The organism is Streptomyces sp. NPDC048002 (genome assembly GCF_040653275.1).
GTDB lineage: Bacteria > Actinomycetota > Actinomycetes > Streptomycetales > Streptomycetaceae > Streptomyces.
The window spans coordinates 21235-44227 of sequence record NZ_JBEZNL010000009.1 but is presented as its reverse complement, the minus strand read 5'-3'; the positions used below and the strand labels follow the sequence as shown (position 1 = coordinate 44227).

24 protein-coding genes are annotated in these 22993 nt (G+C 70.4%); 17 read left to right on the top strand and 7 right to left on the bottom strand.

All coding sequences use genetic code 11. The annotated features are described in order from the left end of the window. The first annotated feature begins 7 nt into the window (after positions 1-7). From AB0E07_RS14515 to AB0E07_RS14490, 6 genes are all read left to right on the top strand, one after another. Positions 8-1084 carry a glutamate ABC transporter substrate-binding protein gene (locus AB0E07_RS14515; RefSeq protein WP_362250387.1) on the top strand — a complete coding sequence of 359 codons (1077 nt, stop codon included), beginning with the start codon at positions 8-10 and terminating at the stop codon, positions 1082-1084. A 74-nt stretch (positions 1085-1158) separates the two neighbouring features. Continuing rightward, positions 1159-2493 carry a hypothetical protein gene (locus AB0E07_RS14510; RefSeq protein WP_362250384.1) on the top strand — a complete coding sequence of 445 codons (1335 nt, stop codon included), beginning with the start codon at positions 1159-1161 and terminating at the stop codon, positions 2491-2493. Further along, positions 2490-4964 carry a tetratricopeptide repeat protein gene (locus tag AB0E07_RS14505; RefSeq protein ID WP_362250381.1) on the top strand — a complete coding sequence of 825 codons (2475 nt, stop codon included), beginning with the start codon at positions 2490-2492 and terminating at the stop codon, positions 4962-4964. Before AB0E07_RS14510 ends, AB0E07_RS14505 begins: the two co-directional genes overlap by 4 nt. 3 nt (positions 4965-4967) lie before the next feature. Beyond that, entirely contained in the window at positions 4968-6227 is a 1260-nt protein-coding gene (locus AB0E07_RS14500) for a protein phosphatase 2C domain-containing protein (RefSeq protein WP_362250378.1), read from the top strand. Positions 6228-6327: 100 nt separating this feature from the next. Beyond that, positions 6328-7677, top strand: a complete 1350-nt coding sequence (locus AB0E07_RS14495; RefSeq protein WP_362250375.1) for a VWA domain-containing protein — start codon at positions 6328-6330, stop codon at positions 7675-7677. Between the two features lie 94 nt (positions 7678-7771). Then, complete coding sequence (locus AB0E07_RS14490) at positions 7772-9142, top strand: FHA domain-containing protein (RefSeq protein ID WP_362250373.1); 1371 nt, start codon at positions 7772-7774, stop codon at positions 9140-9142. A gap of 24 nt (positions 9143-9166) precedes the next feature. Here AB0E07_RS14490 and AB0E07_RS14485 read toward each other — a convergent pair whose 3' ends face one another. Continuing rightward, entirely contained in the window at positions 9167-10183 is a 1017-nt protein-coding gene (locus AB0E07_RS14485; RefSeq protein WP_362250370.1) for a methyltransferase domain-containing protein, read from the bottom strand. Between the two features lie 130 nt (positions 10184-10313). Here AB0E07_RS14485 and AB0E07_RS14480 point away from each other — a divergent pair, with 130 nt between their 5' ends. Next, a complete protein-coding gene (locus AB0E07_RS14480; protein ID WP_362250367.1) occupies positions 10314-10718 on the top strand; it encodes a globin in 405 nt (134 codons plus the stop codon). 30 nt (positions 10719-10748) lie between these two features. Here AB0E07_RS14480 and AB0E07_RS14475 read toward each other — a convergent pair whose 3' ends face one another. The 3 genes from AB0E07_RS14475 to ettA are packed head-to-tail and all read right to left on the bottom strand — an operon-like array spanning position 10749 to position 13501. Further along, a complete protein-coding gene (locus tag AB0E07_RS14475; protein ID WP_362250364.1) occupies positions 10749-11420 on the bottom strand; it encodes a hypothetical protein in 672 nt (223 codons plus the stop codon). After that, positions 11417-11830, bottom strand: coding sequence for a thioesterase family protein (locus AB0E07_RS14470; RefSeq protein WP_362250362.1), 414 nt, complete (start codon positions 11828-11830; stop codon positions 11417-11419). Before AB0E07_RS14470 ends, AB0E07_RS14475 begins: the two co-directional genes overlap by 4 nt. Positions 11831-11836: 6 nt before the next feature. After that, on the bottom strand, positions 11837-13501 hold the full coding sequence (ettA, locus tag AB0E07_RS14465) for an energy-dependent translational throttle protein EttA (protein WP_362250359.1): 1665 nt from the start codon (positions 13499-13501) through the stop codon (positions 11837-11839). A gap of 459 nt (positions 13502-13960) precedes the next feature. On the opposite strand from ettA, the gene AB0E07_RS14460 reads away from it, so the two are divergent. After that, on the top strand, positions 13961-14803 hold the full coding sequence (locus AB0E07_RS14460; protein ID WP_261718413.1) for a DUF3800 domain-containing protein: 843 nt from the start codon (positions 13961-13963) through the stop codon (positions 14801-14803). A gap of 389 nt (positions 14804-15192) precedes the next feature. Here AB0E07_RS14460 and AB0E07_RS14455 read toward each other — a convergent pair whose 3' ends face one another. The 3 genes from AB0E07_RS14455 to AB0E07_RS14445 form a co-directional block, all read right to left on the bottom strand. Further along, on the bottom strand, positions 15193-15681 hold the full coding sequence (locus tag AB0E07_RS14455; RefSeq protein WP_362250356.1) for an NUDIX hydrolase: 489 nt from the start codon (positions 15679-15681) through the stop codon (positions 15193-15195). 19 nt (positions 15682-15700) lie between these two features. Then, positions 15701-16915: a helix-turn-helix domain-containing protein gene (locus tag AB0E07_RS14450; RefSeq protein WP_362250353.1), complete on the bottom strand. Its 1215-nt coding sequence runs from the start codon at positions 16913-16915 to the stop codon at positions 15701-15703. 234 nt (positions 16916-17149) lie between these two features. After that, entirely contained in the window at positions 17150-17521 is a 372-nt protein-coding gene (locus AB0E07_RS14445) for a winged helix-turn-helix domain-containing protein (protein WP_354714802.1), read from the bottom strand. 152 nt (positions 17522-17673) lie between these two features. Here AB0E07_RS14445 and AB0E07_RS14440 point away from each other — a divergent pair, with 152 nt between their 5' ends. The 9 genes from AB0E07_RS14440 (at position 17674) to repSA (ending at position 22992) form a co-directional block, all read left to right on the top strand. Next, positions 17674-18030, top strand: a complete 357-nt coding sequence (locus AB0E07_RS14440; RefSeq protein WP_354714801.1) for a hypothetical protein — start codon at positions 17674-17676, stop codon at positions 18028-18030. Positions 18031-18033: 3 nt separating this feature from the next. Then, positions 18034-19389 (top strand): FtsK/SpoIIIE domain-containing protein, encoded by a 1356-nt coding sequence (locus AB0E07_RS14435; protein WP_362250350.1) that lies wholly within the window; start codon positions 18034-18036, stop codon positions 19387-19389. Positions 19390-19470: 81 nt separating this feature from the next. Further along, the gene (locus tag AB0E07_RS14430; RefSeq protein ID WP_354714799.1) at positions 19471-19932 is read left to right on the top strand and encodes a hypothetical protein; all 462 of its coding nucleotides are present in this window, start codon (positions 19471-19473) and stop codon (positions 19930-19932) included. A gap of 24 nt (positions 19933-19956) precedes the next feature. After that, on the top strand, positions 19957-20619 hold the full coding sequence (locus AB0E07_RS14425; RefSeq protein WP_362250346.1) for a DUF2637 domain-containing protein: 663 nt from the start codon (positions 19957-19959) through the stop codon (positions 20617-20619). A gap of 18 nt (positions 20620-20637) precedes the next feature. Then, positions 20638-20829 carry a mobile element transfer protein gene (locus AB0E07_RS14420; RefSeq protein WP_362250343.1) on the top strand — a complete coding sequence of 64 codons (192 nt, stop codon included), beginning with the start codon at positions 20638-20640 and terminating at the stop codon, positions 20827-20829. 13 nt (positions 20830-20842) lie between these two features. Beyond that, the gene (locus tag AB0E07_RS14415) at positions 20843-20998 is read left to right on the top strand and encodes a hypothetical protein (protein ID WP_354714796.1); all 156 of its coding nucleotides are present in this window, start codon (positions 20843-20845) and stop codon (positions 20996-20998) included. A gap of 24 nt (positions 20999-21022) precedes the next feature. Continuing rightward, the gene (locus AB0E07_RS14410; protein ID WP_354714795.1) at positions 21023-21340 is read left to right on the top strand and encodes a SpdD-like protein; all 318 of its coding nucleotides are present in this window, start codon (positions 21023-21025) and stop codon (positions 21338-21340) included. Positions 21341-21428: 88 nt separating this feature from the next. Continuing rightward, positions 21429-21623 (top strand): hypothetical protein, encoded by a 195-nt coding sequence (locus tag AB0E07_RS14405; protein WP_354714794.1) that lies wholly within the window; start codon positions 21429-21431, stop codon positions 21621-21623. Then, complete coding sequence (gene repSA, locus AB0E07_RS14400; protein WP_362250335.1) at positions 21616-22992, top strand: replication initiator protein RepSA; 1377 nt, start codon at positions 21616-21618, stop codon at positions 22990-22992. Before AB0E07_RS14405 ends, repSA begins: the two co-directional genes overlap by 8 nt. Position 22993: the final 1 nt, after the last annotated feature.

Here is a 22993-nt window from a genome sequence, read left to right as displayed (position 1 = left end):
AGTGACGATGCACGGTCGCAGGTTCTTCAGGCCCCTCGGGGGCGGGGCCCGGCTGCGGGCCAGTCTGCGGGGCTGGGGAGGCGTGGGCGCGATGGCGGCGGTGTGCGCCCTCGCGGCGCTGCTCGCACTGCTGCTGCCGCTCACCCAGGCCCGCGGTGACGGCAGCACCGGGATCGGCGGACCGGGTGTCGCGGAGGGCACCCACGCCCGCGCGGAGGAGGAGTGCGTCGACCCCGAGAAGCAGACGCTGACTCCCTCGGGCGCCGACGGCCCGACCATCGACGCGATCAAGAACCGGCAGGGCGAGAAGCGCAAGCTGATCGTCGGCGTCGACCAGAACAGCTACCGCTGGGGCTACCGCAACCCCAACAGCACCGGCACCGCCGAGCTGGAGGGCTTCGACATCGACCTGGTGCGCCGTATCGCGGAGGACATCCTCGGCGACCCGGACGCCGTGCAGTTCAAGGCGATCCCCACCAGCCAGCGCATCCCGGCCATCCAGGAGGGCCGGGTCGACATGGTCGTCCGCACCATGACGATCAACTGCGACCGCCTCACCGACGTCGCGTTCTCCGCGCCCTACTTCAAGACCGGCCAGCAGGTCCTGGCCCCCAAGTCCTCGACGGTCACGGGGTACGACGACACCCTCGCCGACCGGAGGATCTGCACCGCCGACAGTTCGACGGCGTACTCCACGCTGAAGCAGGGGAAGGATGACGGCGACCTGCCGGCCAGCGCCGACATCGACTCGACCGTCGTCCCCAACCAGCTCGACTGCCTGGTCCGGCTGCAACTGGGCGAGGTGGACGCGGTGGTGACCGACGGCGCCCTCGCCGCCAGCCAGGCCGCGCAGGACCCGACGGTGGAGCTGAAGGGCGAGGCGTTCACCACCGAGTACTACGGCGTGGCGATGAAGAAGGACGCCGACGACCTGGTGCGCCGGGTCAACCGGATCCTGGTGGAGTACCGCCAGGACACCTCCGGCGGCTGGCAGTCGTCCTACGACAAGTGGCTCTCGGCGACACTGGGGGCGGACGCGGCGGAGTCGGAGCCCCCGGCACCGCAGTACCTGCGTACGACCTGAGGACGCGACCTGAGAACGGCGCAACCCCACGCACAAACACATGCACGAACCGACACAGCAGCGAGAGGTGATCGATGGGCGTCACGGGACCCCCCGGGCCGGTGATGGACCGGGACGAGGTGGACCGTGCGCTGGCGCGGCTCGGCGCGGAGCACGAGGCGATCGAGACCTCGTTGCTGGCCCTCCAGGACCACGCGGGCCGCAGACTCCTCGAAGGGGCCGAGCTGACCGGCGTCACGAAGGAGCGCTGGGCGTCCACGGACGCCTCGATCACGCTGCTGTGGGCCTACTTCGACGCCTACACGGCGACCCTGCGCGGCGCCCGGGAGATCCGTTCCCGGCGCCGCTGGTCCAGCCGTGAGGACCTGGTGGAGCTGACCGAGCTGCTGCGCGGCGAGTCGGTCACGATCGCCGGTTCCACCGCGGCGACCGCCAACGCACCCACCCTGCAAGGGGTTTCGGGCAAGCTCAGCGAGCGGTTCACGCTGGTGACGCTGGTGGACCGGATGAACGAGCTGTACGCGACCTCGCTGGACATGGTCGTCACCGCCGACGCGGTCTGGTCGGCGCTGCCCGCCCGGATCGATTTACTGGCCGCGGAGCTCCAGCGCACCCGCAGGCTCGCCCACTCGGTCGGCGTGCGTCCGGGCGAACATCCGGCCGGCGACGACCTGGAGCGGATCACCCGCACGCTGACGGCCCTGCGCGAGCAGGTGGTGTCCGACCCGCTGGCCTACTGGTGCCCCGCGCAGGGGAGTTCGGCGCCGGGCGGCGGCAGGCCCGACACCACGGTCTACGACCGTGAGGCGCGGGCGCTGGAGGAGGTGCGCCGGGAGATCGACGCGGTGCTCACGGTCCGCCAGGACGCGGAGGCCCGGCTGGTGAAGCTGCGGGACGTGCTCTCCCGCGCGGACCGCACGCTCGCCGAGGCCCGCACCGCGCGCGGTGAGGTCCTCGCGAAGATCGCCGCCACCGAGGTCCCGGTCGTCAGCGGTCCGCCGACGGTGCTCCAGGAGCAGCTGGCGACGGCCGCCGAGTACCGCAGGCACGGCCAGTGGCACCGGCTGTCCCCGCTGCTGGAGTCGCTGGAGGAGAAGGCCGAGGACGAACTGCTGCGCGCCCGCGAGTCGTTGACGGCCGTGACCGCGCCGCTCGCGGTCCGCGCGGAACTGCGCGGCCGGCTGGACGCGTACAAGGCGAAGGTGGCCCGGCACGGCATGGCCGAGGACCCGCTGCTGGTGGAGCGGTACGACGCGGCCCGCCGCATGCTGTGGAGCGCGCCCTGCGACCTGCGCGTCGCGGAACAGGCCGTGCTGCGCTACCAGCAGGCGGCGGCCGAACAGCTGGGCGCCCCCCGCGTGCCGGGGCAGGGCGGCCCGGAGGATCGTCGGGGGGAGAGCAGCTCATGAGTGGGACACGGACCTGCCAGCGGCCCGGCTGCGGCGGCGCCTACGAGGACGTGGGCGGCGGCGAGCTGTACTGCGACACCTGCGGGCTGGCCCCGGTGGTCTCCGCGAGTCCGGCCGGGCCGTCGGCCGGCGACAAGGACAGCTCCGGCAGCGCGAGTTCACGCGCCAGTAGCCGCGCAAGCTCCCGTACGTCCTCGCAGTCCTCGAAGTCGCGCCGCTCGGTCTCGGGTCGGCTGTCGCGGTCCCTGTCGGGGCGCTCCACCAGCCGCTCGGTGTCGGTGCGCAGCTCCGGTGCCGCCGCCAGTGCCTCCGGGCGCGGACGGCTCGGCGTCGGTCTGGTCGAGGTCCCGGACGTACCGCGGCCCGATCCGCGTGCGATGGTGCTGGAGAACCCGGAGGTGCCCGAGCGCAAGCGGTTCTGCTCGCGCTCCGACTGCGGGGCGCCGGTGGGCCGTTCGCGCGACGAACGGGCGGGCCGCACGGAGGGCTTCTGCACCAAGTGCGGCCACCCGTACTCCTTCGTGCCGAAGCTCAGGTCCGGCGATGTCGTGCACGGCCAGTACGAGGTCGTGGGCTGTCTGGCGCACGGCGGGCTCGGCTGGGTGTACCTCGCCGTGGACCGCGCGGTCTCCGACCGCTGGGTGGTCCTCAAGGGCCTGCTGGACACCGGTGACCAGGACGCGATGGCCGCCGCGATCTCCGAGCGGCGCTTCCTCGCGGAGATCGAGCACGCCAACATCGTGCGGATCTACAACTTCGTCGAACACCTCGACCAGCGGACCGGCTCGCTCGACGGCTACATCGTCATGGAGTACGTCGGCGGCAAGTCGCTCAAGGAGATCGCCAACGGCCGCCGCACCAGCGCCGGAAAGCGCGATCCGCTGCCCGTGGAGCAGGCCTGCGCGTACGGCATCGAGGCCCTGGAGGCGCTCGGCCATCTGCACAGCCGCAACCTGCTGTACTGCGACTTCAAGGTCGACAACGCCATCCAGACCGAGAGCCAGCTCAAGGTCATCGACATGGGCGCCGTGCGCCGGATGGACGACGAGGAGTCGGCCATCTACGGCACGGTCGGCTACCAGGCGCCCGAAGTCGCCGACGTGGGCCCGTCGGTGGCCAGCGACCTGTACACGGTGGCCCGCACCCTGGCGGTGCTGACCTTCGACTTCCAGGGCTACACGAACGTCTTCGTGGACTCCCTGCCGGATCCGGACCACATCGAGGTGTTCCGGCAGTACGAGTCCTTCTACCGGCTGCTGGTGCGGGCCACCGACCCGGACCCGGCGCGCCGGTTCGCGTCCGCGCAGGAGATGGCGGAGCAGCTGACGGGCGTGCTGCGGGAGGTCGTCTCGCTCCAGACCGGGCAGGCCCGGCCGGCCCTGTCGACGCTGTTCGGACCCGAGGTGAGGGTCACCGACACCGAGCTGTTCCCTCGGCTGTCCGGCGAGGTGTCGCGGCTGGGGGCGCGACGGGGGGCGCGCGACACGCCCGGTCCGTCCGCCGCGTCCGCGCTCACCGAGGGGCTCGTCAGGCCGGTGGACACCGCCGCTGCCGCGCTGGCGCTGCCGGTGCCGCACGTGGACCCCGGTGACCCCAACGCGGGCTTCCTGGCGGGCCTGCTGACCTCCGCGCCCGCCGAACTCGCCGGGGCGCTCGCCGCCGCGCCGGCCCCGTCCACCGAGACCCGGCTGCGGCAGGTGCGGGCCTGGCTGGAGAGCGGGGACGCGGGCACCGCGCACCGGACCCTGCTGGAGCTGGAGGCGGACCGGCCCGACGACTGGCGGGTGGTCTGGTACCGGGGCGTGGCCGCGCTGGTCACCGGCGACCACGAGGGCGCCGCCCTCGCGTTCGACGCGATCTACGACGCCTTCCCCGGCGAACCGGCGCCGAAGCTGGCCCTCGGTCTGTGCGCGGAGGTGCTGGGCCAGCTGGACAACGCGGCCGAGTACTACCGCCTGGTCTGGTCGACCGATCCGAGCTTCGTGAGCGCCGCGTTCGGCCTGGCCCGGGTACAGCTCGCCACCGGTGACCGGCGCGCCGCCGTGGTGACGCTGGAGTCGGTCCCGGAGAGTTCCGTGCACTGCACGGCCGCCCGGGTGGCGGCGGTGCGGGCGCGGCTGCGGCAACGCACCGCGGTCGCCGGTGACGTACCGTTCCTGGAGGATCTGACCGCCGCCGCCGGACAGGTGGAGGCGCTCCAGGCGTACGGCCTGGACCCGGCGCGCCGCGAGCAGTTGGCGGCGGAGGTGCTCGGCTCCGCGCTGGACTGGGTACTCTCCGGTGGCCAAGGTTCCGCCGTCCCCGACGCCGCCGGGGGACGGCTGCTGCTGGGCAGCGGCCTGGACGAGCGTGGACTGCGGTTCGGCCTGGAGCGTTCGTACCGCATGCTGGCCCGGCTCGCGCAGGGCGGCGAGGAAAGGATCGACCTGGTGGAACGTGCCAATCGTTACCGCCCCCGGACGTGGGTGTAGTTGATGTCGCAGATGCCCCAGCAGGCCGCGCTGTCGAAGTGCCCGAGTTGCGCCGAACCGCTGCACTCGGGTGACCGGTTCTGCGAGAAGTGCGGATACGACCTGTCCGCGCTGCTCGCCGCGCCGTCCGCCGTGAACGGCGACGTGGCGTGGCCGCACGCCTCCGAGCCGGCCGGCTCGGACACCCCCGAGGCGGTCCATCTGGCGACCGACCTCCAGGGCCGGGAGTCGGACGGCCGCGGTGGTCACGGGGTGCGGTTCGACCGTGCGCCCGAACCGGAGGAGTACCCGCTCCAGGCACCGGACCCGCGGATCTCCGCCGAGCAGGCCGCCGCCGAGGCGGCCGCCGCCAAGGTGTGCGTGGCCTGCCGCGCGGGCCGGGTCGACCACGACGGCTACTGCGAGAACTGCGGGCACGCCCAGCCCCGCGAGCGCGACCACATGGAGCAGGAGTGCGGCCCGGTGGCCGCCGTCAGCGACCGCGGGCTGCGCCACCACCGCAACGAGGACTCCTTCGCCGTGGGCTGCACGGCCCTCGCCGACGGCTCCCCCGCGGTCCTGGCGATCGTCTGCGACGGCGTCTCCTCCGCGACCCGCCCCGACGACGCCTCGCTGGCGGCGTCCAGGGCGGCGAGCGACGCGCTGCTGGCCGCCCTGCCGCAGGGCACGCACCCGCAGCAGGCGATGCACGAGGCGATCGTGGCCGCCTCCCGCGCGGTCAACGCGCTGGCCGGCGAGCCCGCCACCGCCCGCGAGCACGCCCCGCACCAGAACTCCCCCGCCTGCACCCTGGTCGGCGCGGTCATCACCGCGGGCCTGCTGGTCGTCGGCTGGGTCGGGGACAGCCGCGTCTACTGGGTCCCGGTGGACCGCAGCACGCCCCCCGCGCGGCTCACCGAGGACGACTCCTGGGCGGCGCAGATGGTCGCCGCGGGCCTGATGAACGAGGCCGAGGCGTACGCCGACGAACGGGCCCACGCGATCACCGGCTGGCTCGGCGCGGACGCCTACGAACTGGAGCCGCACACCGCTTCCTTCAAGCCGGACCGGCCCGGTGTGGTGGTGGTCTGCACCGACGGCCTGTGGAACTACGCCGAGGGCGCCGAGGAGATGGCCGAGGTGGTGCCCCTCGACGCGGCCACCCGCCCGCTGCACAGCGCCCAGGTCCTCGTCGGTCACGCGCTCGACGGTGGGGGCCACGACAACGTAACAGTGGCCGTGCTGCCGTTCCCGGCCCCGCAGATGGGGGCAGGATCGGCCTGAGGCCGCGTACGGGGACAAGCCTCGACGGACCGGAGGGGACCGGTCCGCCAACAGCCATCGCCCCACCCCGGTGGGGTGTCACAGGGGGATCAGAGAAGGCATGGCCATTTTCTCGAAATCGAACGTGCCGCAGTTCTCGATGGACGTGTACCAGAACGAGTACCTCCCCGAGGGCGGTCGCGAGGTCAACGCGATCGTCACGGTCACCTCGACCGGTGGCGGCACGATCGGCAACGCGGTCGCCGCGCCCCACCTCTACGCCCCGGGCCGGGGCCCGTCCGCCGCGGTGGCGATCATGGTCGACTGCTCGGGTTCGATGGACTACCCGGGGACCAAGATGCGCAACGCCCGGGACGCGACGGCCGCGGCCGTGGACACCCTGCGCGACGGGGTCCACTTCGCGGTGATCGGCGGCACCCATGTCGCCAAGGAGGTGTACCCGGGCGGCGGGCGCCTCGCGGTCGCCGACGCCACCACCCGCGGGCAGGCCAAGGAGGCGCTGCGCCGGCTCAGCGCCGGCGGCGGCACGGCGATCGGGACCTGGCTGCGCCTGGCCGACACCCTGCTGTCCACCGCCGACGTCGCCATCCGCCACGGCATCCTGCTCACCGACGGCCGCAATGAACACGAGTCACCACGGGATCTGCGGGCCGCCCTCGACGCCTGCGCGGGGCGTTTCACCTGTGACGCACGGGGCGTGGGCACCGACTGGGAAGTGAAAGAAGTCACAGGGATCGCCTCCGCCCTGCTCGGCACCGCCGACATCGTCGCCGACCCGGCGGGCCTGGCCGCCGACTTCACGTCGATGATGGAGACGGCGATGGGCAAGGAGGTCGCGGACGTCTCGCTGCGGGTGTGGACCCCGGTCGGCACGACCATCAAGTTCGTCAAGCAGGTCGCCCCCACGGTCGAGGAACTCACCGGCCGGCGCACGGAGTCGGGGCCCCGCTCCGGGGACTACCCCACCGGCTCCTGGGGCGACGAGTCCCGCGATTACCACGTGTGCGTGGAGGTCCCGGCCGCGGAACTGGGCCGCGAGATGCTGGCCGCGCGGGTGTCGCTGGTCACTCCGCTGCCCGGGTCGGACGACGTCCACAACCTCGGCGCCCAGGGCCTGGTCCGGGCCGTGTGGACCGACGACATGGCCGCCTCGACGTCGATCAACCCCCAAGTCGCCCACTACACCGGGCAGGCCGAACTGGCACAGGCCATCCAAGAGGGGCTCGATCTACGCAAAGCAGGCGATATCGATGGAGCAACGGCCAAACTGGGCCGGGCCGTTCAGCTCGCCGGCGCCTCCGGAAACGCCGATACGGCGAAACTCCTTTCGAAGGTGGTGGACGTGGTCGATGCCGCGACGGGTACTGTGCGACTGAAGGCGAAGGTCGCGGAGGCCGACGAGATGACTCTCGAAACACGGTCCACAAAGACTGTTCGTGTAAAGAAGTGACACCAGCACCGACCGAGCAAGACCACGAGCCCGGCCCCTCGGGGTGGGAGTAATCCGGCCATGGCGGCCGGAAAGGAGAGGGGGAAGCGCCGACATGCCGACCTGCCCGAACGGACACCAGTCGGGTTCCGACGACTGGTGCGAGGTCTGCGGTCACCGCATGGCCGGTGCCGTACCTCCGCCCCCTCCCCCGCCGCCCGGCGGTGGCTACGGCTTCCCGCCGCCCGGCGCCCAGCCCGGCGGCTCCCGCCCGCCGCACCTGTCGGCCGTACCGAACGCCGAGCCGGAGCTGTGCCCGCAGTGCCGTACGCCCCGTGAGGGCGGCGCGCCCTTCTGCGAGGAGTGCCGGTGGAACTTCCTGACCAACACGGCGACCTCGTACACCCCGGCCGCGCCGCGTCCGCCCGCGGGATCCGGCCCGAGCCCCGCCGCCCGCTTCCAGCAGCCGCCCGGTCCGTCCTACGGCGGCGGTGACTCCTACGACTACCAGAGCTCGCGGCCGTCCCAGATGAACCGGCCCGCCGAACCGATTCCGCCGTTCGGCTCCGACCCCGGCCCGGCGCCGGGCGGACCGGGCGGACCCGGATACGGCGGTCCCGGTGGACCCGGCGCGCCCGGCGGCCCCGGTCCCGGCTACGGCGGTCCGGGTGGCCAGGGAGGTCCCGGTGCCCCTGGCGGCTACGGCGGCCCCGGTGCGCCCGGCGGCACGGGCGCGTACGGCGGCCCCGGCGGTCCTGGTGGTCCCGGTGGCCCGTCCGGCTTCGGTGGCGACCCGTCGCGGCCGGTCCCGCCGCCGCCCGGTCCCACCCCGCCCGCCGGTCCCGGCGGCGCTCCGCAGGCGTTCCAGTCCCCCTCCGGCCCGCCCGCCCCGCCCGCGTTCCCGCAGGAGACGAACCGGCCGCAGCCCGGCGGTCCCTCCTTCGGCGGCGGCGAGGACGACTGGGTGATCCAGCCCCCGTCCGGCGGCGCGCCCGGCGGACCTGGCGGCCCCGGCGGTTACGGCTACCCGCAGCCCGGCCCCGGCCAGGCCCCGCCCGGACCGGGCTTCCCGCAGCGGCCGGCCACCTGGTCGGCGACGATCGGCCCGGACCGCGAGTACTTCATGGCGATGATGCAGCGCTCCGGCCCCGAGGCCGCGGGCCTGAACCTGCCCGCGTACTCCCCCGAGCAGCAGCGCGCCCTCAACGGCAACCAGGTCACCATCGGCCGCCGCCGGCACTCCACCGGCGACACCCCCGACATCGACCTGTCGGTGCCGCCGGAGGACCCGGGCGTCTCGCACCAGCACGCGGTGCTGGTCCAGCAGCCCGACGGCTCCTGGGCGGTCGTCGACCAGAACTCCACCAACGGCACCACGGTGAACGGCTCCGAGGAGCCGATCCAGCCGTTCGTCCCGGTACCGCTCCAGGACGGCGACCAGGTCCACGTCGGCGCGTGGACGACCATCACCATCCGCCGGGGCTGACCCCCCGGCCCGTCGAACGGGCGCTCACCGGAGGGGCCAGGCGTACGGCCCCTCCGGATCGTCCAGCCAGGCCCACCCGCGCCCACCGCTCACGGTGACGCCGTAGCGCCGCCGCTGCGGCCTGCCCTCCCGCTCCCACATCGCGTACGCCTCCCGCGGGTCCAGGCCGGCCCGGCTGAGCGCCAGCAGGAAGCGGAACAGCTCGTGCTCCCTGGCCCGGCGCGGGACGCCTCCGTAGGGCAGGGGCTCCTCCTCGGGCGGGCCGCCGCGCAGCGGGACGAAGTAGGCGGGCGTGGGCAGGAAGCGGCCCTCGGCGTGCTCCGGGTCGCGCACGGTCAGGACGACCAGACCGGTGGCCATCGGCGCCAGGATGCGGGCACCGGCCCGGCACTGGGCGAGCCAGGCCGGCGGGACCGACGACAGGGCACAGGTCGCGATGATCCGGTCGAAGGGGGCGCGTGCGGCGGCTCCGCGGGCGCCGTCGCCCGTCAGCACGGCGGGGCGGTGTCCGGCGGCGGCCAGATGGACCCGGGCCGACTCCGCGATCTCCGGCTCCAGCTCGACGGTCGTGACGAGTGCGTCGTCGCCCAGCCGCCGGGCCAGCAGCGCCGCGTTGTACCCGGTCCCGGCGCCGATCTCCAGCACCCGGTCACCGTCCCGCACGCCCAGTGCGACGAGCATCATCGCCATCAGCGAGGGCTGGCTGCTGGAGGAGAGCAGTTCCCCGTCGCGCAGCCGGGTGGCCAGCGGTACGTCGGCGTAGGCGCCGCGCAACCAGCGCTCCCGGCCGCCGGGTTCGGGGCTCCCCTCCCAGCAGCGCTCGTACCCGCCGACGGCGCCCACGTAGTAGTACGGCACGAAGAGGTGGCGCGGGACGACCGCGAACACCTCCCGCCACACCGGGTCCTCGTCCCAGGCCCCGCTGCGGTCGATCTCCCGCACGAGCTCCGCCCGCGCCGCGGCGGCGAGGTCGTCGAGATCGCGGACGTGGTCGCGGTCGTGGTCGTGGTCACGATCGGGAGCGGGGACGGGGGCGCCCATGTCTCCACTGTCCTGCGCGGGACGGTCCGCGGCGAGTGCCGGACCGGACGAATCCGGCCGCTTCCCGGTCCCCGGCGGCCGAGGTCCTAAGTCTCCGGACCTCGGTCGTGGCGTCTGAGACCATGGGAGGGTGAATGAGATTCGGCGCGGCACGCTTCAGGAGCAGACCTTCTACGAGCAGGTCGGCGGGGAGGAGACCTTCCGTCGGCTGGTGCACCGTTTCTACGCGGGTGTCGCCGAGGACCCGCTGCTGCGGCCCATGTACCCCGAGGAGGACCTGGGCCCCGCCGAGGAGCGCCTGGTGCTGTTCCTGATCCAGTACTGGGGCGGTCCGACCACCTACAGCGAGAACCGCGGCCACCCCCGGCTGCGGATGCGCCACGCCCCGTTCACCGTGGACCGCGCGGCCCACGACGCCTGGCTGAAGCACATGCGGGACGCCGTCGACGAGCTCGGCCTCTCCGAGGAGCACGAGCGGACGCTGTGGAACTACCTCACGTACGCGGCGGCGTCGATGGTGAACGCGCCGGGCTGAGCCGCCCGCCGAGCCTGTCCGCGCGGCGGGTCACCGGGAGACGCTGAAGCCCAGCGCCCCGAGGCCCGCCGTCCGCACGGCGACCGATCCGTAGGGGGTGCGCAGGCGCAGCCAGGCGCCCGCGGAGAGCAGCGCCGGTTCCCCGCCGGGCCGCAGGAACCCGAGCGACTGCGCCGCGTGCACGGCCCGTACGGGCAGGGTGGTGTCGCCGACGACACGGGACCAGATGTCCCGCCCGATCCGGTCGAGTTCGGCCCTGGTACGCCGCTCGGGGTCGAGTTCCTCGGTGCGGGCCCGGAATTCGGCGACCGCGGCGCCCACCATGGCCCGCAGCGCGTCGGGCGCCGGGAGCCCCGGCTCGGTCCGCCAGCCGCCGCGGGGCGGCAGCACACCCGCCCAGGGCGGTCCGGTGACGGCGCCCGGGACGACGGCCGTGGCCGCCGCCTCGTCCACCGCCTCCAGAAGCTCACCCGCGGACACGGTGAGGTCCAGGCGCACGTCGAGGCCGTTCTCGTAGGGCTTGGCCAGCCGTGCCGCGCGGATCGCCAGCACCTCGAAGGAGGGCGGGCGGCCGAAGACGGCGAGCGCGGTGCCGGCCGCCTGGAGGCGCACCGCGGCGGACCGGTCGTAGTGGAGCAGCCGGGAGAGGAAGGCGGCCAGATCGGCCGCCTCCCCCTCGTCGGCGAGGTGGAGCACCGTCATGCGGCGACGGCCTCCTCCTCGGTGTCGTCGGTGTACTCCTGGAGGAACTCGCGTTCCTCGGCGGTGATCCTGCGGGGCCGCTGCGCCTCGAAGTCGAACGGCACGATCACCGTCGACGCCCGGACGTAGACGAGGTCCTCGTCCTTCACCTCGTAGGTGAGGGTGAAGGACGCGGCCCGTATCTCCGTGACCCACAGCTCGATGTCCACCGGGCGGTGCCGGTGGACGAGCTGCCGCTTGTAGTCGATCTCATGGCGCGCCACCACGGACCCCTGCTGGAAATCCTTGTCCGGACGGAACAGGAAGTCGATACGGGCTTCCTCCAGGTACCGGAGGAAGACCACGTTGTTGACGTGGCCGTACGCGTCCATGTCCGCCCAGCGCAGCGGGCAGCGGTAGATGTGCCGCAAGATCGATCAGCCCCGGGTCAGCTTCTTGTAGGTGGCGCGGTGCGGACGCGCGGCGTCCGCACCGAGGCGCTCGATCTTGTTCTTCTCGTAGGACTCGAAGTTGCCCTCGAACCAGAACCACTTGGACTCGCCCTCGTAGGCGAGGATGTGGGTGGCGACCCGGTCCAGGAACCAGCGGTCGTGGGAGACGACCACGGCGCAGCCCGGGAAGTCGAGCAGGGCGTTCTCCAGGGAGGACAGCGTCTCGACGTCGAGGTCGTTGGTCGGCTCGTCGAGGAGCAGCAGGTTGCCGCCCTGCTTGAGGGTGAGCGCCAGGTTGAGGCGGTTGCGCTCACCGCCGGACAGGACGCCGGCCGGCTTCTGCTGGTCCGGGCCCTTGAAGCCGAAGGCGGACACGTACGCCCGGCTCGGCATCTCGACCTGGCCGACGTTGATGTAGTCCAGCTCGTCGGAGACCACGGCCCACAGGGTCTTCTTGGGGTCGATGTTCTCGCGGCTCTGGTCGACGTAGGAGATCTTGACGGTCTCGCCGACCTTGATCGAACCGGCGTCCGGCGTCTCCAGGCCCTGGATCATCTTGAACAGGGTGGTCTTGCCGGCGCCGTTCGGGCCGATCACGCCGACGATGCCGTTGCGCGGCAGGGTGAAGCTGAGGTCGTCGATCAGGACCTTCTCACCGAAGGCCTTGCTGAGGTTGTTGACCTCCACGACGATCGAGCCCAGGCGCGGGCCCGGCGGGATCTGGATCTCCTCGAAGTCCAGCTTCCGCATCTTCTCGGCCTCGGCGGCCATCTCCTCGTAGCGGGCCAGACGCGCCTTGGACTTGGCCTGGCGCCCCTTGGCGTTGGAGCGCACCCACTCCAGCTCTTCCTTCAGACGCTTCGCACGCTTGGCGTCCTTCTGCCCCTCGACCTTCAGACGGGTCTGCTTGGTCTCCAGGTACGTGGAGTAGTTGCCCTCGTACGGGTAGGCGCGGCCGCGGTCGAGTTCCAGGATCCACTCGGCGACGTTGTCCAGGAAGTACCGGTCGTGGGTGATGGCCACGACGGTGCCCGCGTACTTGGCGAGGTGCTGCTCCAGCCAGTTCACCGACTCGGCGTCGAGGTGGTTGGTGGGCTCGTCGAGGAGCAGCAGGTCCGGGGCCTCCAACAGCAGCTTGCAGAGCGCGACACGGCGCTTCTCGCCACCGGACAGGTTGACGACGGGCCAGTCGCCGGGCGGGCAGCCCAGGGCGTCCATGGCCTGCTCCAGCTGGGCGTCGAGGTCCCAGGCGTTGGAGTGGTCGAGGTCCTCCTGGAGCTTGCCCATCTCGTCGAGCAGCGCGTCGGAGTAGTCGGTCGCCATCAGCTCGGCGATCTCGTTGAAGCGGTCGAGCTTGCCCTTGACCTCGGCGACACCCTCCTGGACGTTCTCCAGGACGGTCTTGTCGTCGTTGAGCTTGGGCTCCTGCATCAGGATGCCGACGCTGTAGCCCGGCGACAGGAACGCGTCGCCGTTCGACGGCTGCTCCAGCCCCGCCATGATCTTCAGCACGGTCGACTTACCGGCGCCGTTCGGGCCGACGACGCCGATCTTCGCCCCGGGGAGGAAGTTCAGGGTGACGTCATCGAGGATCACCTTGTCGCCGTGCGCCTTGCGCGCCTTGCGCATGGTGTAAATGAACTCAGCCAAGAGAAACCGTCCGGCAGCTTGAAATCTGGCAGTGGGCAGATACACCCCATCTTGCCTGACGTCCACCCTTGGGTGGTAACCCGTTTGGCTGGGGCGCTGTGACCTGGGGGTTCGTCGTCGGCGCCTATAGATCGACTGTCACTGTCAGTTGTCGTCGAGTGGCCTCGGGGGACGTCGGACGGCCCAGGGACGGCCCGAGCGCCCTAGGCATCTAGCCCCTGCAGGACACGTGCGGGCGGTGCCGCGATTGACAGAACGCAGGAGTCAGCTACTCTGGACGCGTGCTGGTAGGACTGCCAACGCGGTTCCGAGCAGCAGGATTAGGACTGCCAACGCGGTGCCTAAGTAGCTGCACCGGCTAGAGTGCCAGGAAGAGCGGACCCTTTATATAAAGGGTCCGCTTTTTCATTACCCCCTTCATAATGAATACCGCGTTCAAAGAACGAATGGGGTGGGTCAATGTACCTACTTTTTGTCGACGAGTCTGGCACCCACGGGGGAAGCCACGCCTTCGTACTGGGCGGAGTGGCTATTCACGAGCGGGACGCCAGAAAGCTTCACAAGCTACTCGATTCCGCCGTTCAAAAATACATCACAAACCCAGCACTGAACGCCGAAGAGTTTGAGCTTCATGTTTCCGAGATGAAAAACGCCAAGAAGCCCAAGCAGAAGTCTTCAAGGCCGCAAAAGGTGAGCAACTGGGCGTTCATCCCGCGAGCAGATCGACTCGCGCTTCTCGATGAGTCTTACAAAATCGTTAGAGATTTCAAGTCTAGCAACCCCGCTCTACCGATGGCCCTATTCGGTGTCGCCGTGGATCAGAATTTTCGAAGCGGCATGCCTCCAGCCGCGCGAGAAGCTTTCGCCTACGAAGTGTTGCTCAACAAGTTCGACGTGATGCTGAAGCGCAACAGGACGGACAATGGCAGCGGCGACCTTGGTTTGGTCATCCATGATCGCCGAGTTGTCGCCGAACGTGACATTCAGGCATGGACCAGAGAATGGCGTAGAGCTGCTGGAACAGTTGGCCAGATCAGGAATCTCGCAGACGTTCCCCTGTTCGCGGACTCTAAAGCAACTCGCCTAATTCAGGTTGCAGACCTCGTGTCGTACGCGATCTGGAGGCACTACTCACCTGACCCACCCAAGGATGACTACATGGAGTTCTTGTGGGATAGCTTCGACAAGAAGCTGGAACAAATGTGCGGGATGGTGCACTACACGCCTTCTTACGGCAGTGGAACTTGCACTTGCAAGTCATGCTCCGAACGCCTTACAACGGAGGCGTTGAAGAGTATTTAGCACCTTCCCCTGCAGTTTCAACGAGGTCGGCGGAGCGGCTTTGGGCTGGAGCTGCTTTGGGGCGAGTGATCATGGCCCCGTAAGCTTCCGGCGAGTCGGGCAGTCTGTGGACCTGCCCGTTAAAGCACGACGTTGGGGCCATGATCTTAGAGGCTCGCCCCAAAGTGGCTGCCTAAAGCCGTGGAGCCGACCGCCCCAGCCACAGAGGGTGTATCCCCCTTCATGCCCGCAGCCGCCGAGCGCGCCGCCGTGGCGCGGCCAGCCGGGGCGAAGACAGAGGCAGGCCGCGCCGTCGAGGCGGCGCGCGCCCGCGCCGTGCGCGGGCCTTGATGAACGTAGGGAAACTTCCACCGCATCAGGCTCAGGGCGCGGCGGGCTCCCCCACCTTGCTATGCGGCAACGCCCTTTGGCTGCTGGCCGTGTTCGAGATAGATCGGTGCGGCACCTGATGACCGGGCCTCAACGGCGGCAAGGATCCGCCGAGCCAAGCGCGGAATCGTCCGCTCGGCCACCTCGTCGGCGGCCACGAACGCATAGCTCTTCAGCTCTTCCGCCTGCAAGGTCACTCCGGCCAGGGTCTCCGGGCTGAGCTGGCCGCCATCGAAGAGGTACAGCACCTTGTCTCCCTCGGAGTCATTCGGCGCCCAGTCGACGGCCAACAAGCGCACCAGCGGAGGATTGATCCCCAGTTCTTCTTCCACTTCTCGGACGGCGGCCTGAAGGGGCGACTCCCCCACCTCGACATAGCCGCCGGGGATGTCCCAGTACTCCTTGTAGGTGGGCTGCACCATGAGGACGCGCCCGCCGGCATCAAAGAAGAGCGCACCCGCGGCCATACGCGGATGCGCCATCTTCGCTTCGTGCTCGCTCACTGCCATGTGGCTGAGGGTACCCACCTCAGACGACATGGAGCCTGTCGGCAAGGTCCGCCAGTGTCCGGCTCGGTCGGCCGCGCTGGTTCCGCACCCAGGTGAGGACAAGTTCCCTGGCAAGGTAGTGGCTGCGGACCTGTTCCGGCGCCCACTGCTCGGCTTCGAGGATCATCGACAGGGCGTCGTCGGTCCGGTTGTGCGCGCTGAGGGCGCGAGCCACTTCGAGGTTGTGGCGGGTCCTTCGCTCGACGGGCATGCCGCTGGTGTCGATCTGCGGGCCAAGATCCATGGCCACCTGCATGTCTCCCAGCTCGGCCGCCGCGGCGACTCGGTGAATGTCGACGTTCGTGGGCCCGAAGGCGGTCCACATGTGGTTGGCGTCTCGCCCGAGCCGCTGTGCTGCCTGGTCCGCCTCGGCGAGGAATGCGCGAGTAGTGGCACGGTCGTCGGAACGCGCAGCAGCGATCGATCCCGCAAGGAAGAGCGTCCCGTAGATCGACAGGAACTCCGCGTTGGCGTCCCTGAGCGCCGGGCGAAGGTAGTCGGCGGCATCGCCAACAAGCTGTACGGCGGCATCGAATCGACCATTGGACAAGAGGCAGTGAGCCACGGAGCGGAAGAGCGACCCGGACACGGCCATGTTGTCGGACTGCTGCGCCGCGGACAGACCACGGTCCGCCGCGATCCATGCGAGGTCGGTTTCCCCGACCTTCGTCAGCACCATGGCGGCGCCCTGATAGGTCATCGCCATCAGTTCATGCGCTCGCTCGCGTTCCCGGCCTCCGTGGGCCTGCGCCGTGATGAGCGCATCGGCCAGCACCAGGGGAAGACGCCGGGTCGCAAAGCCATACCGGGAATCCTGGTAGGCGTCCCAGACCTCGGCAACGCTGCTCTTCAGCTCGCCGAGCGGTGTCGGCTCGCCCTCGGTGGTCACGCCCAGGAGCGGGGTCAGCTGCCGGTAGTTCATCAGCGCCGACCGAAGCGCCGGCACTGTCCGGGTCCCGCTGTCCGGCGTCCACTCCATCAAGGTCGGCTCGGCAAGGAGGTCGCCAAGGGACACGTCCAGGGCGTCAGCCAGCGACTTGATCACTGAGAGTCTGTCCAGCTCCAGCCGGTTGTTCTCGGCCTTGCTCAGCCAGTCGACCGTACGGCCCACCAGACCGGCCAAGACTTCCTGGGACATGCCGCGTCGGCGCCGGTACCAAGCGACTCGCTCACCGATCGTCAGGTTCGTCGTCATTCCTCGCATGGGAAGAGCGTCCCCCTGTCTCTTCGCGCGACCCCGGAGAGTTTTTCCGGGGTGGTGAGCCGGACCGGTCCTAGCGTTGCTGACAACCCGAGGAGCTGTCAGACCGAGAGTGCGATGAGGGGGCCGTCATGGCGCTGACCCCGGCAGAACGGTTGGAACTGATCAACCAGATAAGGGAGCTTGGTGACGAGGTGGCACAACTGGCAGACCGCGCACATGCGTTGGTCACCGCCCTTGGGCCTGCTGCCGTACCAACTCCTCAAGCTGATCCATCCGTTCGGCGAGGCGGCGCACATCCCGGCGGACCTCCGTCAGGTACTCCGTGATCTGCTCGAACTCCGGACTCCGCTTCGCTGCGGCACCCTCGCCAGGCAGTGCGGCAAAGCTGCCCTTGCCCTGGTGAGAGATCGCGTAGCCGTCCTCGCGAAGTCGGGAGATCGCCTGACGGGCCACGGTGCGGGATACCCCGTGCTTGGCCATCAGGTCAGCCTCTGAGGGCAGCTTGTCCCCCGGTGCGAGTTCCCCGTCTCGGATCTTGCGCTTGAACTCGTCGGCGATCTGCAAGTACGCGGCCCGTCCGGCGGTGAAGTCGGCCATAGCCCCTCTCCGTGGTTGTCGTACCTAGTGCAGCACATTCCTCGGACAGGAGTCGAGGCCAAGCCACTTGACACACCAAGTAGTACAGGTGCAAGCTCGAAGGCACATGACATACCAAGTACGTCAAGTCAATCGACTCTAGGAGCACGCTCATGCGTCAGATCCCCGTCGACACCTCCGCCGCGACCGTGATGGTCGCCAAGGCCCCGCAGCCCAAGGTCAAGGACCGTCGTACCGGCGAGATCGCCACCGACGCCGAGACCGGCGCGAAGATGATGACCGTCGACGTGATGTTCGCGGCGAACGACGAGGTCGAGATCCTGTCCATCACCGTCCCCGAGCCCGGCATCTCCGGTGAGCTGGGTATGGGCACCCCGGTCGCCCTGACCGGTTTGATCGCCCGGCCGTGGGAGAACGAGTTCAACGGCCAGAAGCGGCACGGCATCGCCTTCCGCGCGGTCGCGGTCACCTCGCTCGTCGACACGTCCGCGAAGTCGAAGGCGGCCTGAGCCATGACCTGGCTGACCGTCGCCCTGGTGCTGGTCGTCGCCACTGCGGGTCTCCTGCGGTGGCGGCGCCCCGCCTGGTACTGGATGACGTTCGGCGTCACCGCCGCGGTGCTGCGGGTGCTGTTCCGGTACGCGTCCGTCATGGACGCCTGCGGGCTGACCGTCCCGCCGTCCCGCTGGCGCCTGGCCCTGGCCCGGATGACCAACCGGCCCGTACCGGAGTCCCGTTCGCCGCGCATCCTGCGGATACGACCAACACGTACCGGCCTGGTGCTGCGACTCAAGCTCCGGCCTGGTCAGGACGCGTTCGACGTGGCTGCGTCCTGCGATCGGCTGCGGCACTCCTTCGGCATGTACGGCGTCACCTCGCGGGAGCTGCGCTCGGGCGTCGTCGAGCTGCGGATGACCGGCTACGACGTCCTCAAGCGGGTTCAGATGCCCACCGAGACGGCCACAACTCCGATGCGCGTCCCGGTCGCCCTGCGCCAGGACGGCTCGGTCCACTACCGCGACTACCGGGCTGTGCCTCACGCCCTGACGCTGGGCGCCACCGAGTCGGGCAAGTCCGTCTATCAGCGCAACCTCGTGGCAGGGCTCGCCTCACACGACGTAGCCCTGGTCGGTATCGACTGCAAGCAGGGTGTGGAACTGTTCCCGCTGGCCCGCCGGTTCTCCGCGCTGGCAGACAACCCCGACACCGCCGCCGAACTCCTCGACGCGCTCGTCGCGCACATGGAGGACGTCTACCAGCTCATACGCACCGAGCAGCGCATCACCGCGGACGTACCGGATGCGGAGATCGCCGCTGACATCTGGAGTCTGCCTGCCCACCTTCGGCCGGTGCCGATCGTGGTCCTGGTCGATGAGGTCGCGGAACTCGCCCTGTACGCCACCAAGGAGGAGGAAAAGCGCCGGGATCGTATCATCACCGCCCTCGTGCGGCTCGCCCAGCTCGGCCGCGCCGCCGGCATCTACCTCGAAATCTGCGGACAGCGCTTCGGCTCCGAACTCGGCAAGGGCATCACCATGCTCCGCGCCCAGCTCACCGGCCGCACCGCCCACCGCGTCAACGACGAGACATCCGCCAACATGGCCTTCGGCGACATCGCCCCGGACGCCGTCCTCGCCGCCATCCAGATCCCCGCTGAGATGCGCGGGCTTGCCATCGCGGGCGATTCAACCGGTGGCTGGCATCGCATCCGCGCACCGCACACCTCGCTTCGCCAGGCCGTCAACACCTGCAACCGGCACGCAGATCTGACGCCCCACCTATCCACCCTGGCTCCCTTCCGCCCCGTCTTCGACGGACCGGCGCCGGTTTCTGCTCCGGCCGTCGAATCGGCTCCGGCCACCGCCTGATCCTCCCTGCTTCCCGGTCGGCGTGACCTCCATCGCGCCAGTGCCCTACCCCCTCCATGCCTACGACCCGAAGGAGTGCCGATGTTCTGCGAGCACTGCGGCGACCTTGACGGCGCCGAGACCGGCATCGACCACGACGAACGCGACTGCCCCTGGTACGCCGACCAAAGCTGGACGGCCGAAGACCTGGAAACCGTTCTGCGGCAGACCGCCGACGGCAACCCCGCCATGACGGCCGCCGTCGAGCTGCTCGCCGCGCACGCCGTCTGGCTGCCCCGCCTGGTCCAGCTCCCGGACGTGCTGATCGCCGACGACGAGAACCGCGAGGTGTACGACCTCGACTGGCCCGCCCTCGCCACCGCCGCCCAGGGCCCGGCCCTGCCCGGCTCCGGAAGCGAACTGCGCATCCTCGCCCTGGCCGCCTCCCTGGCTTCCGACGCCTCCGTCCGCCTCGGCGACGCCGTCAGCGGCCTGGATGACACGAACCTGCGCCTGGTCCTGCATGCCATCGCCACCGCCAACGGCCGCCCCGACGCGGCCTGATCACCAGGAAGGGAAGTCAAGCCCATGGCCCGCTCGATCCGTCTGGACGCCGTCCTCATTCAGGCCGTCATCGCGGGCGCGTTGTCCTTCGCCCACTTGCACGACCTCGCCGCAGCAGCAGGACAGACCGGCTGGAAGGCCTGGGCCTACCCGGTCTCTGTGGATCTGCTCCTGGTCGCCGTGTGGCGACGCCTCCGCACCGATGGCCCGTCCCGGATGGCCTGGTGCTGGTTCCTGGTCGCCCTGGTCGCCTCGCTCGGCGCCAACATCGCCACTGCCGGGCTCCTCGACCTCAACCACGTCCCGGCCTGGCTTCGCATCCTCGTCGCCGGATGGCCCGCACTCGCCTTCCTCGGCGGCACCCTGCTCGCCCACACGGCGACCGCGGTCGCCGACCCGACACCGGTCCCGCCGGCACCCACACCGGAGCAACAGCCTGATCCGGCACCGGCCGTGGAGGCGGAGCCCGCACCCGCACTCCCCGCCGCCGACCCGGCACCCGATCCGGTTACGGCTCCTGCTCCGGCTCCCGCGGTTCCGGTCCCGGCCGCCCTCGTCGACCACGCCCGCAAGGTCGCTGCCGACCACGAAGCACGCACCGGGACCCGGATCGACACCGACACCCTGCGCGCCCGCCTCGGCGTCCCGTCCCACCTCGCCGACGCCATCGCCGCTCAGCTCGCCTAGCAGAAGAGGAGACAGCTCATGCCCACCCGCGATCACTTCCACTCCGTGATGCGCATCGGCCCGGTGCAGATCGGCACGCACCGCGACCGCCACGGCCACACCAAGCACGCCGCCGTATGCACCGCCGACCACTGCGGCTGGTCCGCCGACTACTCCAGCCAGTCCGCCGCCCAGCTCGCCGCCCGCACCCACCGCTGCAAGGTCCGCTGAGGAGGCCACCGCCATGGAAGTACCGCTCTGGTTCGCCCTGCTTGTCGTCGGCTACCTCGGCGTGAAGCTCATTCGCCCGCCCGCCTGGCTCATCGCGGTCCTCCTGCTCGGCGGCTTCCTCCTCGCCGACAGCGTTCTGGCCCCCGCGATCGACAGCTTCGTCAAGTAACCCACCACTGAAAGGAGTTCATCCATGCTCCGCCCGAAGATTCCGACCATGCCGACGCCGACCGGCCACGCCGTCCCGCCCGTGGTCGTGGAGCCGACCACGATCGTTCCCAGCAGCCAGACCCCGCCGCCTTCCCCGGTCGCCCCGGTGCCCACCCGGCCCACCGTGCAGCTCACCCCTGGCACCGCGCTCGCCCTCGTCGGCGGTGGCACCGCCGTGGTCCTGGTCGTCGGCGCCGTCCTCGTCTCGCTGCTCCTGGCGGTCGCCATCACCGGCGTCTCGGTCGCCGTGTGCGCCGTGGTTTTGCGCTCGCTCCTCGCTTCCGAGGGCAAGCGACGCTGACCGGCCCCCGGGCGGCCTCGATACCGCCAAGCATCCGCCGCCCGGGCGCCATCCCTGTCCGAACCATCGATCCGGAAGGACCTCCATCATGACCGGCTCCACCCCGGCCGCGACCAGCAACGCCCGCATCTGCCCCAACTGCGACGGCTACGCCGCCGTAGCCATCACCGTCGGTGGCCGTGACACCCGCGGTCGCCTCCGCACCATCACCGCGCACTGCCCGGCCTGCAACGGCCTCGGCACCCTGCCCGTCCGTCGCGTTCGGGAGGGCGCCGGTGCCTGACACCCTGTTCGACCCGGTCACCCTCGGCGACCTGCTGAGGGTGGCCTCGGCCTCTGACTACACGCGCTGGGAAGACCAGATCCGCCGCACTGGCGGCTGCGCCGACCCGATCCACCTGCGCGGCTGGGTCCTTCACAAGGACAAGACGACTGGCGAGGTGCTGCACCACTACACCACCGAGAACGAGCCAGGCGGACGGCTTCGCGTCGCATGCGGCAACCGTCGCGCATCCCGCTGCCCGGCCTGCGCCTGGATGTACGCGGGCGACACCTACCGACTCATCCGCGCCGGACTTGCCGGGGACGAGGACAAGGACATCCCGGCAACCGTCCGCGATCACCCGCGAGTCTTCGCCACCTTCACCGCGCCGTCCTTCGGCCCGGTCCACAACCGCCCCGACCGCAGCACCTGCCGCTGCGGCGTACGGCACGCCTCGGATGACCCCGCCCTCGGAACAGCTCTCGACCCGGCCACGTACGACTACGCGGGCGCCGTGCTGTTCAACAACCACGCGAGCGAGTTGTGGATGCGGTTCGTCAACCGGCTCCGCCGCGAGATCGCCAAGCGTGCCGGACTGACGCAGCGGGAACTAAAAGAGGCCTGCCGGGTCTCCTACGGCAAAGTCGCCGAGTTCCAGAAGCGCGGTGCCGTCCACTTCCATGCCGTCATCCGCCTGGACGGACCGGACGGGCCCGACTCTCCCTCGCCATCATGGGCCACGGTCACACTCCTGGAAGATGCGATCCGGGCATCGGCCACGCACACCTACAGCAGTGTGAGCATCCCAGCCGCCGGGGACCAGCCTGCCCGCACCTTCCAGTGGGGGCGGCAACTCGACGTCCGCCCCGTGAAGGCCTTCGGCGACGGCTCCAACATCACCGAACAGGCCGTCGCTTCCTACGTCGCCAAGTACGCCACCAAAGCCGCCGAGAACACCGGCACCCTAGACCGCCGCATCGGCGAACTCTCCGAACTCGACCGCCACGGTGTCCCCGACCACGCCCGCCGCCTGATCACCGCATGCCGCGACCTCGACGCGCTGTACCCGGACCGGCGCCTATGGGCCTGGGCGCACATGCTCGGCTTCCGCGGCCACTTCTCCTCCAAGTCCCGCCGCTACTCGACCACCCTCGGCGCCCTCCGCCAGGCCCGCGCCGACTACCGCGCTGCCCAGGAACACGCCGCCCTCGGCCTGGACGATCGCGAGCCGGACACCGTCCTCGTCCTGGCCGATTGGCAGTACGCCGGACACGGCCACACCCCCGGCGAATCCGCCCTCGCCGCCACCATCGCTCGCGACCTGCAGCTGAACCGCGAAACCGCCCGTGAAGCCCTGCGTGACCAACTCTCTGAGGAAAGGGGGTGCTGAG